Source organism: Runella rosea (assembly GCF_003325355.1).
Lineage (GTDB): Bacteria > Bacteroidota > Bacteroidia > Cytophagales > Spirosomataceae > Runella > Runella rosea.
This window is the reverse complement of sequence record NZ_CP030850.1, coordinates 1,763,918-1,783,399: the sequence shown is the minus strand read 5'-3', so window position 1 is coordinate 1,783,399 and position 19,482 is coordinate 1,763,918. Positions and strand designations below refer to the sequence as shown.

Here is a 19,482-nt window from a genome sequence, read left to right as displayed (position 1 = left end):
AAGTAGCAATGCTAATCGGTTGATTATGTAACTATTATAATGAAAATTGCTGTTCTTTCTACCAACCCCAAATTATACTCTACCAAACGTTTGGTAGAGGCCATTCGTACGCATGGGCACGAAGCGCTCGTAATCAATCACGCGTTGTGCCATGTGATGATTGAAGAAGAAAAACCCGTCATTTTATACAAAAACAAAGCGGTTGAAGGCATCGACGCGATTATTCCACGAATTGGAGCTTCGGTCACCGACTATGGGTGCGCGGTAGTGCGGCAATTCGAAATGATGAAAGTATTTACTACCGTCAAATCTCAGGCCATCATGCGCTCGCGCAACAAGTTGAGAAGCTTGCAAATCCTTTCAAAAGCGGGCGTTCAAATTCCTAAAACTGTTTTTGCTAATCAGACAAAAGACATTGACAGCCTCATTCACTTGGTGGGCGGGCCGCCCGTTATTATTAAATTATTGGAAGGAACTCAGGGAGTAGGAGTGGTTTTGGCGGAGTCGGAAAGCGCCGCAAAATCAACAATTGAAGCTTTTTATGGGCTTAAAACCAACGTTTTGATTCAGGAATACATCAAAGAGTCCAAGGGGGCTGACATCAGAGCGTTTGTGGTTGGCAACAAAATTGTTGCTGCCATGAAGCGTCAAGGCAAAGCAGGGGATTTTCGTTCCAACCTCCACCGGGGTGGCAAAGCAACCCCGATTTTATTGACGCAACAGGAAGAAAAAGCCGCTCTTCAGGCCGCAAAAGCCTTGGGGGTGCGCGTGGCAGGGGTAGACATGATTCTGTCGAATCGCGGGCCGATGATTATGGAAGTCAATTCGTCGCCTGGTTTGGAAGGAATCGAAAATTGTACGGGCGTCAATGTTGCCGACTTGATTGTGTCGTTTATTGAAGAGAAAATACCCGCCGACGAAAACGATACCATCGGCGTATAGGGTAAAAATGAGGGGCTTTTATCTTTATCGTAACATTAAACAGGGAATGATTTTGTCCCTTTTTCTTGTTTACCGTATTCTAGCACTTAACCTTTGATTAATTATCTTCCTGTATGCTGGATAAAGCATCTTATGACACCCAACCGAAATGCCTTGTTGCGTTGGATTCCATCATTTTCGGTTTTGACGGTGACCTCCTGAAAATTTTGTTGGTAAAACGTGGGCCGAATTTGCACGCTGATACCTGGTCGTTGATGGGCGGTTGGCTGAACCCCAACGAAAATTTGGAACAATCAGCGGAGCGCATTTTGTTTGAGCTGACGGGGCTGAAAGGGGTCTATTTGGAGCAACTTTACACATTTGGCGACATCAACCGCGACCCCATCGACCGAACCGTTTCGGTGGCTTATTTTGCCTTGATAAACATCGAGCACTACGATTCCAAAATTTCGCAGGCTCACTTTGCCCATTGGTTTCCTGTCAGCGAAATGCCCGATGAACTTCTGTTTGACCACCGTCAAATGATAGATTTAGCCATTCAAAAACTTCGTTATAAGGCGGCACTGCACCCGCTTGGCTTTGAACTTTTGCCCGAAAAATTTACGATTCCACAGCTGCAAAAACTGTACGAAGCTATTTTTCAGACGACTTTCGACAAGCGAAATTTTAGCCGTAAAATTCTCTCAACGCACCTACTTGTAAAACTCAAAGAAAAGCAAAAATCCTCTAAGAAAGGCGCTTATCTTTATGAAGTTAACAAAGAGAAGTACAATTCATTCAGCAATTCTTTCCTGAATTTTGTATCAAATCCTGATTTTTAGCGTGGTATCCAATTGGGTTATTAGCAAAAAAGGGGGAAACGCAAAATCGATGCGTTTCCCCCTTTTTTATGTTTATTGGTGTGTTTGTCTAAAAGTAAACGCTGCTTTTTTACGTATTGAATGTTAAAATTGTATGACTTTTGAAGGTTGTTAATTATTTGTCATAATTTATCGGTGCTTTTGGATGGTTTTTTCTATCCAATAAATTAGTTTTTAGATACCCTTTTCATCACCAATATACCTTTAAAATTGGCGGTTGCGGCAAGGAGAGCTACGTTTATACCAAAGAGTGTACATTGAGCGGGTTTAATGTGTAATTGTTGGGATATTTAAGCGCGAAAAAGCCATTTTAGGAGAAAAAATCAGCTACTTGTCGACACAATTGGATATTTTGTACGGTTACCTTACAAAGTTATATTCATAAAAAAGCAAGTTCATAAAAGTAGGCCAGCCATTCTCATTTTTTTTGGTCTTTATCTAAATTGTACCATTTTTTTACTCAAAAATACTGTTTAGTGAAGGTATTGTGTTATAAATGGTCAAAATTGTACTATTCGTTTTGTGCAAATAAATATTTACTTTGCAATAGAATAATTCCTTCATTTTTATTACTTAAAACAACCATCACCAATGAAAAGAAAACTACATTATCTTTTGATGTTCGTGTTTTCTTTTGCATCGTTTCTGAGTTATGCTCAGAATGTAGATGTGAAAGGGCGCGTTTCGGGAAATAACGGAGAGGCGATTTACGGCGTAAACATCGTAGTCAAAGGATCTAACCAAGGTACGGTCACCAATGATAAGGGTGATTACAGTATTAACGTTAAAAAAGGAGCCACGCTTACATTCAGTTATATCGGCTTTGCGGCCAAAGAGGTAACCGTTGGCAACAGCTCTGTGATTAACGTTACGCTTACCACACAAGACAATGTGCTGAATGAGGTTGTAGTGACGGCCCTTGGTATCAAAAAAGAGAAAAAAGCGTTGGGCTATTCGGTTTCGGAAATCAAAGGTGAAGACCTTACCCAAGCCCGTACCAACAACATGGCCAATTCTTTGCAAGGTAAAGTGGCGGGTTTAAATATCTCGGCACCAGCTTCGGGGCCAGCAGGTTCAACCCGGATTGTGATTCGTGGAAACGGTTCTATTTCAGGCAATAACCAACCACTTATCGTGGTAGACGGTATTCCAGTCAATAACGATAACCTCGGTAATGCGGGGATGTGGGGTGGTGGCGACCGTGGCGACGGTATCTCTAGCCTTAACCCCGATGAAATTGAGAACATCAGCGTACTGAAAGGCGCAACTGCCGCCGCTCTTTATGGCTCACGTGCTTCTAACGGGGCTATTTTGGTAACCACTAAAGGTGGCAAAGCGGGCAAAGGCATTGGTGTCGAAATCAACAGTAACATCGTGGCAGAAGATTTGCTCATCAATAAATTTGAGAACTATCAGTACGTATACGGTGCTGGTAACAACGGCGTGAAGCCAACTACGGTACAGGAAGCTTTGACCTCCAACAGCTGGGGTGCCAAGTTGGACGGAACGAGCGTGATTCAGTTTGACGGCAAGTCACGTCCCTACTCGGCAGTGAAAGACAACATGTCTAATTTTTATAAAACGGGAAGTACCTTCACCAATTCAGTGGCTTTGACGGGCGCAACCGAAAGCGTAACTTACCGTTTTTCAATGAATGACCTCAACAACAAGAGCGTTATTCCGGGAGCAGGTTTGAAGAGAAACAACTTTGCTTTGAACGTAAACGGAAACTTGGGCAAAAGACTTTCTTTTGTTTCTAACGTAAAATACATCATTGAAAAAGCCACTAACCGTCCGCGTTTGTCTGACTCGCCCGGCAGTGCTACCTACGCTATCAACGCGATGCCGACGTCTCTGAGCGTGGCAGCGTTGGAAGAAAGCCAAGTAACGGACCAAAATTATGAATTGACTTGGTCGGACAACATCTACATTCAAAACCCGTACTACGCGGCGGCTGAGTGGAAAAACTCGGATAAGAAAAACCGTATCATCGGTGCATTTGAGCCTCGTTTCAACATCACCGATTGGTTGTACGTAAAAGGTCGTTTAGGATTTGACAACTTCAATTATCGTTATCAAGACATTACGCCTTACGGAACTCCCTTCTCAACCCGTGGAAATTACAACGTAAGCAACCGTAATTTTACCGAAACCAATGCGGATTTGATGTTGGGTTTTGATAAAAAAATAACGGATAAAATCGGCGTAAATGTGTTGGTTGGTGGTAACCAAATGAGACAGACTTACCTGAACTCAAACTACGGCAGCGGTGCGCTAAACATCCCATTCTTTTATGATATTTCAAACGGAGATCCTTCGGGCCGCGGAATTGGGGAACAACTTATCCGTAAGCGCATCAACTCGGTCTACGGTTCGGCAGAATTTTCTTACAATAGTTATTTATACCTAACGGCTACTGCGCGTAACGATTGGTTCTCAACGTTGGCACCTGGCAACAATAGCATTTTGTACCCGTCAGTAGGTGCAAGTTTTGTACTATCTGAAGCCGTTAAATTGCCGTCGGTGATCAATTACCTCAAATTGCGCTCTTCATGGGCACAGGCGGGTGGCGATACTGACCCTTATAATTTATCGTTGTATTATGGATTGTCGGGTGCTCACTTAGGTGCCCCTCTGGCCCAAATCAACGGTGGGCAAGTGCCAAACGCAGCACTTCAACCGCTTACTTCTACCACGTTTGAAGCTGGATTTGATACCCGTCTTTTCAACAACAAAGTAGGTATTGACTTCGCATATTATACCCGTAAAACCACAAACGACATCGTGGGTGCGACCATTTCGGCTACTTCGGGCTACGGAAATGCGTTGTTTAATGTGGGCGAAATTGAGAACAAAGGAATTGAGTTGCTCATTAACTACAAAGTGTTGAGCGGCAAAGACTTTACTTGGGATGCCTCATTCAACATGGGCTATAATAACAGTAAAGTGGTAAGTCTTTACAAAGATCTGAGCACCATTCGGGTAGACGAAAACCGCACCAGAACGGCTTACATCAACCACGTAGTAGGTTTGCCTTATAGCCAAGTACAAGGCTTTGATTTCAAAAGAGATGCCGCTGGCAATGTCGTACACGATGCACAGGGTTTTCCGATTCAGGGCGACCTCAAAAACTTCGGAACGGGGGTAGCACCTTTGACGCTTGGGTTTAACAATTCATTCCGTTACAAAGGCGTAGGATTCAGCTTCTTGATAGATGGTAAATTCGGTGGGTACATATTCTCGGGAACCAACTCGTATGCTTACCGCAGAGGTTTGACCGTTGAAACGCTGGAAGGCCGTGAAGGTGGATTGGTTGGAAAAGGTGTAAATGAAAAAGGGGAGCCTAACTCGGTTAAAGTATCGGCTCAGGATTATGCATCTCGTGTAGCCAACAACATCGCTACACCTTTTGTATACAGCTCAGACTTCCTCAAACTTCGTCAAATCATTATTGATTACAGCATTCCTTCAAAAGTATTGGGACGCTCTCCGTTTAAGAGTGCTTCGGTTTCTATTGTGGGCCGTAACTTGTTGATTCTGATGAAGAATACCCCTAACATTGACCCTGAGTCGACGTATAACAACTCAAACGCCCAAGGGCTTGAATTGGCGGGTGTACCAGTCACAAGAACGGTTGGTTTGAACGTTAACTTGAAATTTTAAGGGAGGCGAATGCCCCGAAGTACCTTTTTTGAACCATTAAAAGACATTTAGCAATGATACGTAAATTAATAATTTTATGGGCCCTTGTATTTTCGCTGGGTTCATGTACCAAAGACTTTGAGACCATCAATGTCAATCCTAACGCACCGTCGGCGGTACCTCTTGATTATCTTTTGGCGCAATCTACCCTATTTATTACGGGTGAAGGCGGTGACCCGGGCTATCGCTCATGGCGGACCAACTTCATCTACGCGGCCATGATGATGCAACACATGTCGTCGGTAGAAGTTGGCTTCTACCGCGGAACGGTGTACACGTTTCAGGGAGATTTGAGCGCGGCTTGGTTTGAAAGAGCTTATCCAAACTCCATCAAAAACTTGGTCAATCTTATCGAACTGTCAAAGAAAGACCCTAAGCAGGTGAATGTCTTGTCAATGGCGCGCATTTTGCGGGTTATCGAGATGGGAGTTTTGACCGATGTGTACGGTGATGTACCGTATTCGGAAGCTGGTTATGGTGCGCTTACTGGTGTATTTTCACCTAAATATGACGCACAAAAAGACATCTATGCCGATATGCTGAAAGAATTGGAAGAAGCTGGAAACGCCTTGAGTGCTTCTGCTTACATTCCCAAAACGGCTGATTTGGTTTTTGCGGGTGACATCAACAAATGGAAACGCGCCGCCAACTCACTTATGCTTCGCTTTGCGATGCGTATGCAGAAAGTGGACGCTGCTGGCGCACAGGCGTGGGCCAAGAAAGCGGCTGACCGAGGTTTGATGACAGGTATTGAAGATAGCTTCGGCGTTAAATTTGCCAATACTGGTGCTGGTAACAACTCCAATCCAAACTCTTGGAATATGTTCCCTGGCGGCCGTGGCATCGTAACCGCAGACAATATTCAGTGGGGCAAAACGTATATTGAAGCCATGAAAACCCGTAAAGACCCCCGTTTGGGCGTGGTTTCGGCGTTGAAATCAGGCGATAAAACGCCTGAAAAACAAGTGGGTCTGCCCATCGGAACGGATGCGACGATGTTGGCGGCTCTTCCTGCACCATTGAATGCACGGGCTAATTACTCACGCCCTGCCCCCAATATGTATGCATTGGAAAATACGCAATTTGTAATGACCTACACTGAATCAGAATTGCTGAAAGCAGAGGCTATTGAGCGCGGATGGGTAACTGGAACTGCCAAAACAGCCTATGATAACGCTTTGAAAGCGGGTATCAAGCAAATCAATTCGTACGGCGGCACGCTGACAGATGCCGATGCGGCGGCATATTTGGCGGCCAATCCGTATCCTGTTACGGGTACCTTGGATGCCAAAATGGACGCAATCCATACTGAATTCTGGATGTCGACGGCTTCTTTGCTTCAGCACATCGAATCATGGGCTAACTGGCGCAGAACGGGTTATCCAAAATTGACCCCTGTTAACTACCCTGGCAACGAAACCAACGGACAGATTCCGCGTCGCTTGCGTTATTCGCAAGGTGAATATGGCGTAAACCCGGGGATTGATGCGGCCAATGCCCGTCAGGGAGCCGATTTGTTCACAACCCGTATGTGGTGGGATAAATAAGCATAAATACCCCAATACCATTCAAGTCAGAAAAGGACATTTCTTCGTGAGGTGTCCTTTTTTTATCGTATTTTTAGTGCTTTTAATGAAGCTTTATAATGAAATCATTTCCTTTTTTAATTCTCATTTTCGTTTTTTATTCCTGCTCCCCATCGGACTCTGTTTTTGAAAAATTAGATGCGAGCCACACTGGTATTGACTTCGTCAACAAAATTGAAGAAACAGAGCAAGACAACGTACTGAATTACGAATACTTCTACAACGGTGGGGGCGTAGCTGCGGCTGATTTTAACAACGACGGCTTCACAGATTTGTATTTTACGGCCAATCAAGGCGAAGATAAATTGTACCTTAATAAAGGGAAACTCGCCTTTGAAGATATTACCCAAACGGCAGGTATTGCGTGGAACGGAGAATGGAAAACGGGCGTAACGGTGGTGGACATCAACAACGATGGTTGGCAGGATGTATACGTTTCGGTGTCAGGAAATGTCGACCATCCCGAACTGCGCCGCAATAAACTGTACGTTAATAATGGCAAAAGCGAGGTTTCTTTCACCGAAAAAGCCAAAGAATATGGCTTGGACCTTGCCACTTTTACCACCCAAACCGCCTTTTTTGATTATGACAACGACGGCGATTTAGACGCTTATGTGCTGAATCACAACGTCAAAGATTTTAAACGGTTTGACGTAGAAGCCGTTCACGCCATGCGTGACTCACTAGCGGGCGACCGATTGATGCGCAACGACAGCGGCAAGTTTACAGATGTCAGTAGCGAAGCGGGCATCAAGGGGAATCCTATCGGTTTTGGCCTTGGCATCAGCACTGCCGACGTCAACGGTGACGGCTGGCTGGATATTTATATTTCCAACGATTATATCGAAAACGATTATCTCTACATCAATAACCAAAACGGCACTTTTACGGACCAAATCACGGAGGCGACGAATCACGTCAGTTATTTTTCGATGGGCAATGACATTGGAGATGTCAACAACGATTTAATGCCCGACATTATCACCATGGACATGTTGCCTGAAGACAACAAACGCCAGAAATTACTTTTTGGGCCCGATAAATACGAGGCGTATCTGTCGATGTTGCGCAATGGATTGCATAATCAAACGATGCGAAATATGTTGCAGTTAAACATCTCGTCGCGCCCAGATGGGGTGAGGTTCTCCGAAATTGGTCAGGTGGCGGGGATTTCCAATACGGATTGGTCGTGGTCGGCGCTGTTGGCTGATTATGACAATGATGGGTATCAGGATTTGTTTGTCACCAACGGCTATTTGCGAGATTATACCAACAACGACTTTATCAAATATTACGCTGAAATCGGGGAGAACAATAACCAAAGTGTGTTGGAAGTCATCAAGAAAATGCCTTCGACCAAAACCCCTAACTACATTTTCAAAAACAATCAAAACCTGACGTTTTCCAATAAACAAACCGAATGGGGATTTGATACACCTGTGATTTCAAACGGAGCCGTTTACGCGGATTTGGACAATGACGGGGATTTGGAAATTGTGACAAACAATATCAATGAGCCTGCTTATGTGTACCAAAACAAAAGCAGCGAGTCGGGAAAAGTGAACTATCTAACGGTTCAGTTGCCTTCGTCAAGAGCCGTAAATGGTACTAAAGTTTATGTGTATTGTGGTGATTTACAGCAATATCGTGCATTTACGCCTACCCACGGGTACGAAAGTAGTATGATGACGCCCGTACATTTTGGCTTAGGAACCCATAAAACCGTGGACAGTTTGGTGGTGATTTGGCCCGATGGGAAAATGCAGAAACAAACCAACGTGGCTGCCAATCAAGTGCTTAAGCTCACGTATGCTCCCAATGCCAACTGGAGCAGAGAGGTTGTTGTAACGCCGTTGTTTGTTGAAAATAAAAACCTTGATTTTGAGCACCAGCAGATGCCCGTCAATGATTTTAGCCGACAGTTACTGCTCCCCCAGATGTATTCTTATCAGGGGCCGCGCATGGCCAAAGGTGATTTGAATAAAGATGGATTGGAAGATATTTATATTGGGGGTGGTAAAGGGCAGCCTGGAGCTGTGTTTTTGCAACAAAAAGGCGAGAGTGGTTCGTCGTCACGGTTTGTCAGAAAAGAACAGCCCGCCTTTAAGCAGGATGAACTTTGCACCGACACCGACGCGGTGTTTTTTGACGCCGATAAAGACGGCGATTTGGACTTGTTCGTCACAAGTGGCGGGTATGAGTATCTACCCAATGATTTTATGCTTCAAAACCGTCTCTATTTAAACGATGGAAAAGGAAATTTTACCAAAAATGCCGATGCTATTCCCGCCGATAAGCTGGCCGACAGCGCGGTAGAAGTGATTGATTTTGACCGTGATGGAGACTTAGATTTGTTTGTGACGGGAGGCGCTATTCCGCAAGAGTATCCGCGCTTTAATCCTGCCCGGTTGTACCGAAATGAAGGCGGCAAATTTACCAATGTTGCCAACCCTGCATTTGAAAATTTAGGGGTTTTGACTGATGTTTGCGTCTTGGATTTTGACAAAGATGGGTACGACGACATCGTGGCTGTAGGGGAGTGGACGCCTATTATTCGGCTGAAAAATGAGAAAGGCGTTTTCAAAAAAGTAACCGATGGGTTGGATAAAACAATCGGTTTTTGGCAAAGTATCGCGGCCAATGACTTTGACAACGACGGCGATATGGACTTGATTGTCGGTAATTACGGCCTCAATACGCAATGGAAGGCTTCTTTTGAACAGCCTATGACGTTGCATACCGATGATTTTGATTCGAACGGCCGTTTAGACCCCATACTCTCGTATTTTATTCAAGGAAAAAGCTACCCTGCGTATAGTAAAGACGAACTTTCGGATCAGCTCGTACCGCTCAAAAAAGCCTATACGAGCCATGAAAGTTATGCTTCGGCCACGACGGATGATGTGTTGGCGATTTTTAAGGATAAAAAACCGCAAAAACAGGAAATCAATACCCTTTCGACGATGTATCTGGTCAACAACAAGGGGAGTTTCGAGATGAAAGCACTGCCCATGGAGGCTCAGTTTGCGCCAGTGTACGCGATATTGACCGAAGACCTCAACGGTGATGGCTTCAAAGATCTGCTTTTGGCGGGAAATCAAACGCATGGACGGGTTAGAATCGGCAACATTGATGCTAATTTTGGTCAAGTCTTTTTTAACGATAAAAAAGGAGGGTTCCGATACCTGCCCCAACATCAATCTGGGTTGTATCTAAAAGGGGAAGTAAGAGGTCTAGTATTTGTTAATAATCAGCTGGTTGTAGCTAAAAATAGCGGTTTAACAAATACATTTATTAAAAAATAAAACCGTTATATATTTTCATTAAAGAGCATGAATGGGTTGGCTTTAGGATATAAGCCAACCCATTTTATGTTTAAAATAGTTGTCTATTTGTCCAAAATGAACAAGTAATGGGTAAAATAGTATTATATATTTTATTGGACAAAAAACGTACTTTGTAGGATAAAAAAAATAGTAGTTTTTTCATCATAGATAGATTGTTGTTGTGACAGATTCGGGGTAAGTAGCTACTTACCCCGAACTTTATGACATGCCCGAAATAGTAACTTTATGAAAAAAACATCCCTTTTTTTGATGATACGAGGCCTTTATTTTTAGTATTGCATTAGGGTTGAAATTTTAAAAAGAACCGACAGCCCACGCCTTTATCAACCGAAATAAACCTCATACGCTGTTTCTGAAAAGTTTACTATTTTATGAAAATTCAAGGACTTGATTTTCTAGTTATTGCCCTTTATCTCGTGGTTATTTCGGCCATCGGAATTATCATGAAAAAACGCGCCCAACGCAGTAAAAACGATTATATGTTGGGCGGGAATACTTTACCGTGGTGGATGTTGGGGATTTCCAACGCCTCGGGGATGTTTGATATTTCGGGTACCATTTGGATGGTGTCGATTATGTTTGTGTATGGCCTTAAAAGTATATGGTTGGTGTGGCTGTGGCCCGTTTTTAATCAGGTATTCTTGTTTGTGTATTTGGCCATTTGGCTTCGCCGCTCAGGGGCATCAACAGGAGCGGAGTGGATGCTTACCCGTTTTGGCACCAAAAAAGACGCGCAAATGGCGCATAAAATCATCATCGCTTTTGCGCTGTTGAGTTGCTTTGGCTTTATGGCGTACGGCTTTATTGGGCTGGGGAAATTTATCGAAATATTCCTTCCTTTTTCGTCTATTTCACCGTACGTCCCGTTCAGTGTTTCGCCCGAGTTTGTTCCTCATTTTTACGGTATCATCTTTACCCTTTTTGCCGTATTTTACTCCGTGATGGGCGGAATGTCGAGCATTGTGTGGGCAGATGTCATACAGTATGGATTGATGGCTTTGGGGTCGGTTTCCATCGGCGTCATCGCGATGGGCGAACTATCGGGTCAAACGCTTAATGTACCCCCCGATTGGTCGAATATTTTCTTTGGCTGGAACTTGGATTTGGATTGGTCAAACATCATTGCCGATGTTAACCAAAAAATTAGGGACGATAAATACAGTCCGTTCGGGATGTTTTTTGCGTTGATGTTGGCCAAGGGTATTTTGGCAAGCATTGCGGGTCCTGCCCCCAATTATGACATGCAGAAAGTGCTCTCGACTAAGTCGCCCCGCGAAGCGGCGCTGATGAGTATGTTTGTCAACATCGTACTGTTGCCCACCCGATATTTTATGATTATTGGCTTCACGGTTTTGGGGCTTTTGTATTACAACGACCTCAATATCCAGACGGCTACGGGAGGGGTTGATTTTGAGCGAATCTTACCCGCTGCTATTCTCAAATTTGCTCCAGCGGGTCTTTTAGGGCTGTTTTTGGTCGAATTGATGGCCGCTTTTATGGGAACCTTCGCTGGCACGCTCAACGCTGCCCAAGCTTATATTGTAAACGATATTTACCTTAAATCCATTAAACCCAAAGCAACCAATCAGGAAATCAGTCGGGCCAATTACCTTGTCGGCATCGTGGTGGTCCTCATCAGTATTGTACTGGGCATTTTTGCCAAAGATGTCAACAGCGTTTTGCAGTGGATTGTTGGAGCTTTGTACGGCGGCTACGTGGCAGCCAATGTGCTCAAATGGCATTGGTGGCGTTTCAATGGGTCGGGGTTTTTCTGGGGAATGGCGGCGGGAATTATTTCGTCTATGGTGCTGCCCTACGTGTTTCCCGATACGTTGCCGCTGTTCTATTTTCCGTTTATTTTGGTACTGTCGGCAGTAGGCTCAGTAGTGGGCTCTTTACTAACTCCCCCGACTGACATCGAAGTCCTGAAGAAGTTCTACCGTAACGTTCGGCCTTGGGGGTTTTGGGGGCCTATCCTCGTCGAAGTACAGAAAGAAGAGCCCTCGTTTAAGCGTAACAATAACTTTAGTTTGGACATGTTCAACGTAGTGATTGGCACGATTGCCCAAACGGCAATAACGTCCCTGCCCGTTTTTGTGGTGCTTTTGATGCCTCAACATAGTGTCATTACGGCGGCCTTATTGGCGGTTTGTGTGTTCATATTGTGGAAAACCTGGTACCAAAAACTGCCGCGAGCGTAGCACAATGCTTTCATTTTCCAGTGCTGTATTGTTGTAATCTATTATCTATCTTACACATAATGAATTCTTTTGAAAATCGTTTGTCGACCTTAGAATCGGCTCATAACGAGTTGATTATACGAATAAATGCCAGGCAGAAACACAGCAATGGCATATACGATCGTTACGAAAATCCTGTGTTGACGGCGGCTCATGTCCCTTTGTTTTGGCGATATGATTTGAATCCCGAGACCAACCCGTATTTGATGGAACGGTTTGGGATCAATGCGACCTTCAACGCGGGAGCCATCAAATGGCAGGGCAGCTACTTGTTGGCGGTACGGGTAGAAGGGGTAGACCGAAAATCCTTTTTTGCGATTGCCGAAAGCCCCAACGGGATTGATAATTTTCGCTTTTGGGATGCACCCATTGATATGCCCGAGACCGAGGTCCACGACGGAAACGTATACGATATGCGTTTGGTGGCGCACCAAGACGGTTGGATTTACGGGTTGTTTTGTACGGAGCGAAAAGACCCTGCCGCCAAAATCGGGGATGAAAGCTCGGCCGTGGCTCAGTGCGGGATAGCTCGTACAAAAGACCTGAAAATTTGGGAACGTTTACCCGACCTAAAAACGCCCTCGCCTCAACAGCGCAACGTGGTGCTGCATCCCGAATTTATAAATGGAAAATACGCGCTTTATACGCGTCCGCAGGATGGATTTATTGACGCAGGAACGGGCGGAGGAATCGGCTTGGGTTTTACCGATTCAATGGAAAATGCCGTGGTAGAAAAAGAATTTATTGTGGACGAAAAAAGCTACCACACGGTTTATGAAGTTAAAAACGGCCAAGGCCCTGCGCCCATTAAAACCCCAAAAGGGTGGTTGCATCTGGCACATGGCGTGCGAAATACGGCTGCTGGCCTGCGCTATGTGTTGTATATGTTTATGACCGACTTACAGGATTTGACCAAGGTGATTCATAAACCAGGAGGGTATTTTATTGCACCAGAGGGTGAAGAAAGAGTGGGGGACGTGTCGAACGTAACATTTTCCAATGGCTGGATTTTGGACGATGACGGTACGGTTTTTATCTACTACGCCTCGTCGGATACACGTATGCACGTGGCCACCAGTACGCTTGATAAATTGGTAGATTACTGCACCAATACGCCTCCTGACGGGCTTCGTTCGGCAGCTTCTGTAAAAACATTGAAAGGGTTGATTGAGAAAAATAGGCTGTTTTTGGGGCAGAAACAACGCACAACAGCTTTCTAAACGGCAAACGATACCTACCAAAAATCACCTTGGATTTCCCAAAGAACACAAAGAAATAAGTTGCCGTTTTTCTTTGTGTTCTTTGTGCTCTGCTTAGTGTTTTTTATTTGGTTTTACCCATCCTTATGAACCATTCTATATTTGATTTAAAACAGGAAATTCAGGTAGAATTGTCTAATATCCTTGCCTTTTGGGCAACTCATTCCCTCGATGATTTGAACGGTGGTTTTATCGGAAAAATGGACTTTGATGGCATTGTTCACCCCGAAGTTGACAAGAGTAGCGTACTCAATGCCCGTATTTTATGGACCTTTTCGGCGGTACTCAATCAACCCTTTTTATCTTCTGGAAAAGAAAGTACAGAAGGAAAAGAATTTTTATCTATTGCCAACCGCGCTTTTCACTACATCAATCAGCATTTTCGGGACACTGTCCACGGCGGTGTTTATTGGTCGGTTGATGCGCATGGAAAGCCATTGAGTACGCGCAAACAGATTTATGGATTGGCTTTTACGATGTATGGATTGACGGAATACTACCGCGCAACGCGCAATCAGCAGGCGTTGAATTTCGCGATTGAACTATTTGAATTAATAGAAAACCATAGTTTTGACCCTCAAAATGGCGGTTATTGGGAGGCGTTTACGCAGGATTGGGAACTTTTGGAGGATTTACGTTTGAGTGAGAAAGACCGTAATGACCCCAAAACGATGAATACGCATCTTCACATCATTGAGGCATACGTCAATTTGTACCGTGTATGGCCCAATGCCCAGGTAGAAGCGAAGATTCGGCATTTGTTGGATGTGTTTGAAAAACACATCATTGAAGCCAAAAGTGGCCATATGCAGTTGTTTTTTGATGCTCAATGGACACCCACTTCTGATACTATCTCTTTTGGACATGACATTGAGGCGTCGTGGTTGTTGTACGAAGCCACCGAAGTTTTACACAACGAAACGCTTTTGAAAAAATGGAAATCCATCGCCCTCCGCATGGCCGATGCAGCGGCCCAAGGGTTTAACGAAGATGGAAGTCTAAACCATGAATTTGACCCTCAAACCAATCATTGGGACACGCACCGAGAATGGTGGGTGTCGGCGGAGGGTATGGTTGGATATTTCAATGCTTTTCAGTTGAGTGGTGAGGAGCGTTATCTACGGTGTGTAGAAGGCCTTTGGCAATTTGCCAAAAAGCATCTTATCAATGCAGAAATCGGTGAATGGAATTGGGGCGTGTACGACGATATGTCGTTGATGCATACCGAAGACCGCATTGGATTTTGGAAATGCCCGTATCATAACGCCCGCGCCTGCATGGAAATTTTGAAAAGAATCTAATGTGTACTTCTGTATGTTGAAATTAAAAACACCTTTATTGCTTTTGACTTTTAGCGTTTTGTTTACTTCGGTCATTGCCCAAACTGCCCTCAGAAAAATCAAAGTTGAGGGGAATAAATTCGTTGCCGAAGATGGCAAAGTGATGATATTCAGAGGCCTAAACGTAGCCGACCCTGACAATCTGCATACCAAAGGGCATTGGGAGAAAGCATTTTTTCAGGAAATCAAAAACTGGGGTGCTAACATTATTCGGTTTCCCGTTCATCCTGCCGCGTGGCGGAAACGAGGGAAAACTGAGTATTTGAAATTACTGGATGACGGCGTAAAATGGGCGACGGAATTGGGCTTGTACGTCGTCATTGACTGGCATTCGATTGGTAATCTACGGACTGAAATGTACCAATCTGATAATTATGAAACGACCCAAAAAGAAACTTTTGAGTTTTGGCGGACCATGGCCAAGCATTTTAAAGGGAACAACACTGTTGCTTTCTTTGAATTGTTCAACGAACCAACAGTTGCGGGCGGGCAGTTAGGAACGTGTTCGTGGGAACAATGGAAAACCTTGAATGAAGAAATGATTGGCATTATTCGTGCCCACGGCAACGACGCTATCCCGTTGGTCGCTGGTTTCAATTGGGCCTATGACTTGACTCCCGTCAAAGAAAATCCCATCAATGCGCCTGGAATTGCTTACGTAAGTCACCCGTATCCTATGAAAAATGGGGGAAAACCCTGGGAAAACAAATGGCCGACCGACTGGGGATTTGTGGCTAAAAAATACCCGTTGATATTGACCGAAATCGGTTTTTCAGGAGCCGAAGAAGTAGGAGCGCACGTTCCGGTCATCAGCGACGAATCATACGGTGATGCCATCACCAAATATACCGCTGAGCAGGGCATCAGTTGGGTGGGGTGGGTTTTTGACGACCGCTGGGCACCCCGTATGTTTTCCGATTGGAATTTTACGCCCACAAGGCAAGGAAAATACTTTAAAAAAGCGCTTTTAGAATATAATTCCAACAAATGAAAGTTAATTTGAAGTTGAGCGACTTTTCTAACTCCAGCCTTTAGGTTGGAGAGGGATAAAAGGGTATGAATGTTGGGCTTTAGCCCTGACAGAACAAAAACCTTTACTTAAGCTTAGTGATATTTTAATTCAGTAGCGTTACAAATCCTAATCCTAAAAATGAAACGATTTCTACTTCTTTCCTTTCTTCTCGTTCAAATTCAAAGCTTTGCGCAACTCAAACTCGCCCGGCTGTTTTCTGACCACGTGGTGTTGCAACGTCAGAAGCCTATTCCCGTATGGGGCTGGGCTAAGCCCAAGGAAAAGGTAACGGTAACGTTGGCGGGGCAAAAACAAATTGCTACGGCCGATGCTTCTGGAAAATGGTCGGTAAAATTTACGCCGCTAGAGGCGGGCGGCCCGCACCAAATGACCGTTACGGCTAAATCAGAAAAACTAGAAGTAAACGATATTCTGATGGGAGAAGTGTGGCTCTGCTCTGGGCAGTCAAACATGGAATGGCCCGTCAAACAGGCTGATAACTTTAAAGTGGAGAAGAAAAATGCCGATTTTCCGCAGATACGCCACTTTTTTGTGGCGCATGATGTCACTATGCAGCCGCAAACTGATTTGACTTCGGGGGAGTGGAAAATGAGTAATGAAGAAAATGTGGGGAATTTTACGGCCATTGGTTTTTTCTTCGCCCGTGAGCTGTACCAAAAACTCAAGATTCCCATTGGGCTTTTGCATTCGTCGTGGGGTGGTTCGCAATTGGAAGGCTGGTTAAGCAAAGAAGCCATGCTGACCCATGAGGAATTAAAACCCGTTGCTCAAAATTTGCCGAAAACCTGGGAAGAGGCCGACGCGATTCTGGACCTAAAAACGCGGAAGCAATTGTTGAAAACGGAGGTAAATCCTACCGTGGCCGACGAGAAAAAATATACCGAAGCAGGATATGATTTTTCTAAATGGCACAACGCAGGTAGCCCGATTGGTCAGTGGGATTGGAAAGGAATCTGGATGTTTCGGGGCAAAGGATTCATGGCACGGACGGTCGATATTCCCGAAGAAATGGTAGGGCAAGCCACTACCTTGGGTTTGGGAATTCAGGATAGTTTCAACGAGATTTACATCAACGGACAATTGGTGTCGCAGGGAATTATGGAAGGAATGCGCAAAATCACTTTACCAGCCAACACGTGGAAAAGTGGTAACAACAAATTGGTCATTAAATTTGGCAATATGGTGCAGTTTCCGTGGTATGGGCTGGGTATCAACGGTACCCCCGATGACTTGTTTGTCAGCGCAAAAGACAGCAAAGTAAGCTTGGCTACGGGCTGGTATCTGATGCCTTCTTTTGCCGAAACTCACACCTACAATCACAGCAGCAACAACGTAGCGACCACGATTTATAACGGAATGATTGCCCCTTTGGTGCCGTTTGCCATTCGGGGGGCATTGTGGTATCAGGGAGAGTCCAACGCAGGGCGGGCGTATCAGTACCGCCAAACTTTTCCGCTGATGATTAACGATTGGCGGCAAAAATGGAAAGACGAATTTTCATTTTATTTTGTGCAGCTTTCGAGCTATGGGGCGTATCAAAACAGCAATGACGGCAGCGATTGGGCCGAACTTCGCGAAGCACAAACCATGACCCTGAGCCTCCCCAAGACGGGAATGGCCGTGACGACCGACGTTGGCAATCCCAAAGATATTCACCCCACCAACAAACAAGATGTGGGCCACCGCCTAGCCCTGAATGCGCTTAAATCTAATTATGGATTGGAAGTCTTGCATTCTGGACCAATGTATGAATCGGTTCATTTTGAGGAGGATAGGGCCGTTGTTACTTTTGATTATACAGGAGAGGGTTTAATGGTAAAAGATAAATTTGGCTACGTCAAAGGTTTTGAAATTGCAGGAGAGGATAAAGTGTTTTACTACGCCAAAGCCGAAATCATTGGCGATAAAGTAGAAGTGTATCACCCTAAAGGACAAAAGCCTATTGCGGTGCGTTATGGTTGGGCGAATGCGCCCGAAGATGCCAATTTGTTCAACAGTGAAGGTTTGCCCGCCAGTCCTTTCAGAACTGATGATTGGAAAGGAAAAACGGAAGGTAAGAAGTTTGAGTAAATGCAAAAAACTAAAATCGATCCAATGACTTACGTACCTAATCACGCCCGTTACGAACACATGTCGTACCGCCGCTGCGGAAAAAGCGGCCTCAAACTGCCCGCTATTTCGTTGGGCTTGTGGCATAATTTTGGAGGAGTCGATGTGTTTGAAAACTATCGTGCTATTCTTCGTGCCGCTTTTGATGCGGGAATTACCCATTTTGATTTAGCCAACAACTACGGTCCGCCGCCCGGCTCGGCCGAAGAAAATTTTGGGGTATTGCTCAAAAAAGACTTTGCTGGTCACCGCGACGAACTCATTATTTCGTCGAAAGCGGGCCACTTGATGTGGCCTGGGCCGTATGGTGAATGGGGCTCACGCAAATACTTGATAGCGAGCTGCGAACAAAGTCTCAAACGTATGGGCTTGGATTACGTGGATATTTTCTACTCGCACCGTTTTGACCCCAACACCCCGCTTGAAGAAACAATGGGCGCGCTAGACAGCATTGTTCGTCAAGGAAAGGCATTGTATGTAGGAATCTCCAGTTATACGGCCGAAAATTCAGCCAAAGCCATTCAGATTTTGAAAGATTTGGGGACGCCCTGCCTCATTCACCAACCCAAATACTCAATGTTTGAGCGTTGGGTAGAAGGTGGTTTGTTGGATGTTTTGGGTGATAAAGGCGTTGGATGTATTCCGTTCTCTCCCTTGGCGCAGGGGCTTTTAACCGACAAATACCTGAAAGGAATTCCGTCAGATTCGCGGGCGGCGAAGGAACATGGCTTTTTGAAAACGAGTCAAATCACTCCTGAAACGCTTCAAAAAATCGAAAAACTCAACGCCTTGGCACTAGAACGCGGTCAAACTTTGGCGCAAATGGCGTTGGCGTGGCTGCTAAAAGACCCACGCGTTACCTCGGTTTTGATCGGGGCGAGTCGTGTGTCTCAATTGAAAGATTCCCTAAAATGTCTGGAAAATCAACATTTCAGTGCCGAAGAATTATCAAAAATTGAGAAAATTTTATTGTAGGGGCGGGGTTTACCTCCGCCCATCTAAACTGGTCAGGCGCCACCTAAACTGGACAGACGCAAGGCCTGCCCCTACAAAACACCATTTTA

At 44.8% G+C, this 19,482-nt stretch carries 11 protein-coding genes; all 11 read left to right on the top strand.

What is annotated here, in order from left to right:
* Positions 1-39 precede the first annotated feature (39 nt).
* The 11 genes from rimK (at position 40) to mgrA (ending at position 19,393) form a co-directional block, all read left to right on the top strand.
* Positions 40-942, top strand: coding sequence for a 30S ribosomal protein S6--L-glutamate ligase (rimK, locus tag DR864_RS07630; protein WP_114066397.1), 903 nt, complete (start codon positions 40-42; stop codon positions 940-942).
* A 113-nt stretch (positions 943-1,055) separates the two neighbouring features.
* Positions 1,056-1,763 carry an NUDIX hydrolase gene (locus DR864_RS07625; protein ID WP_114066396.1) on the top strand — a complete coding sequence of 236 codons (708 nt, stop codon included), beginning with the start codon at positions 1,056-1,058 and terminating at the stop codon, positions 1,761-1,763.
* Positions 1,764-2,393: 630 nt separating this feature from the next.
* The gene (locus DR864_RS07620) at positions 2,394-5,465 is read left to right on the top strand and encodes a SusC/RagA family TonB-linked outer membrane protein (protein ID WP_114066395.1); all 3,072 of its coding nucleotides are present in this window, start codon (positions 2,394-2,396) and stop codon (positions 5,463-5,465) included.
* 53 nt (positions 5,466-5,518) lie between these two features.
* A complete protein-coding gene (locus DR864_RS07615; protein ID WP_114066394.1) occupies positions 5,519-7,051 on the top strand; it encodes a SusD/RagB family nutrient-binding outer membrane lipoprotein in 1,533 nt (510 codons plus the stop codon).
* A gap of 98 nt (positions 7,052-7,149) precedes the next feature.
* Positions 7,150-10,395: a VCBS repeat-containing protein gene (locus tag DR864_RS07610; RefSeq protein WP_114066393.1), complete on the top strand. Its 3,246-nt coding sequence runs from the start codon at positions 7,150-7,152 to the stop codon at positions 10,393-10,395.
* A gap of 413 nt (positions 10,396-10,808) precedes the next feature.
* Positions 10,809-12,638 carry a sodium:solute symporter family protein gene (locus DR864_RS07605; protein WP_114066392.1) on the top strand — a complete coding sequence of 610 codons (1,830 nt, stop codon included), beginning with the start codon at positions 10,809-10,811 and terminating at the stop codon, positions 12,636-12,638.
* Between the two features lie 59 nt (positions 12,639-12,697).
* Positions 12,698-13,897, top strand: coding sequence for a glycoside hydrolase family 130 protein (locus tag DR864_RS07600; protein ID WP_114066391.1), 1,200 nt, complete (start codon positions 12,698-12,700; stop codon positions 13,895-13,897).
* A 125-nt stretch (positions 13,898-14,022) separates the two neighbouring features.
* Positions 14,023-15,237 (top strand): AGE family epimerase/isomerase, encoded by a 1,215-nt coding sequence (locus tag DR864_RS07595; protein ID WP_114066390.1) that lies wholly within the window; start codon positions 14,023-14,025, stop codon positions 15,235-15,237.
* Positions 15,238-15,250: 13 nt separating this feature from the next.
* Positions 15,251-16,267, top strand: coding sequence for a glycoside hydrolase family 5 protein (locus tag DR864_RS07590; protein WP_114066389.1), 1,017 nt, complete (start codon positions 15,251-15,253; stop codon positions 16,265-16,267).
* A 159-nt stretch (positions 16,268-16,426) separates the two neighbouring features.
* Positions 16,427-18,379, top strand: coding sequence for a sialate O-acetylesterase (locus DR864_RS07585; protein WP_114066388.1), 1,953 nt, complete (start codon positions 16,427-16,429; stop codon positions 18,377-18,379).
* A gap of 24 nt (positions 18,380-18,403) precedes the next feature.
* A complete protein-coding gene (gene mgrA / locus DR864_RS07580; RefSeq protein WP_114070196.1) occupies positions 18,404-19,393 on the top strand; it encodes an L-glyceraldehyde 3-phosphate reductase in 990 nt (329 codons plus the stop codon).
* Positions 19,394-19,482: the final 89 nt, after the last annotated feature.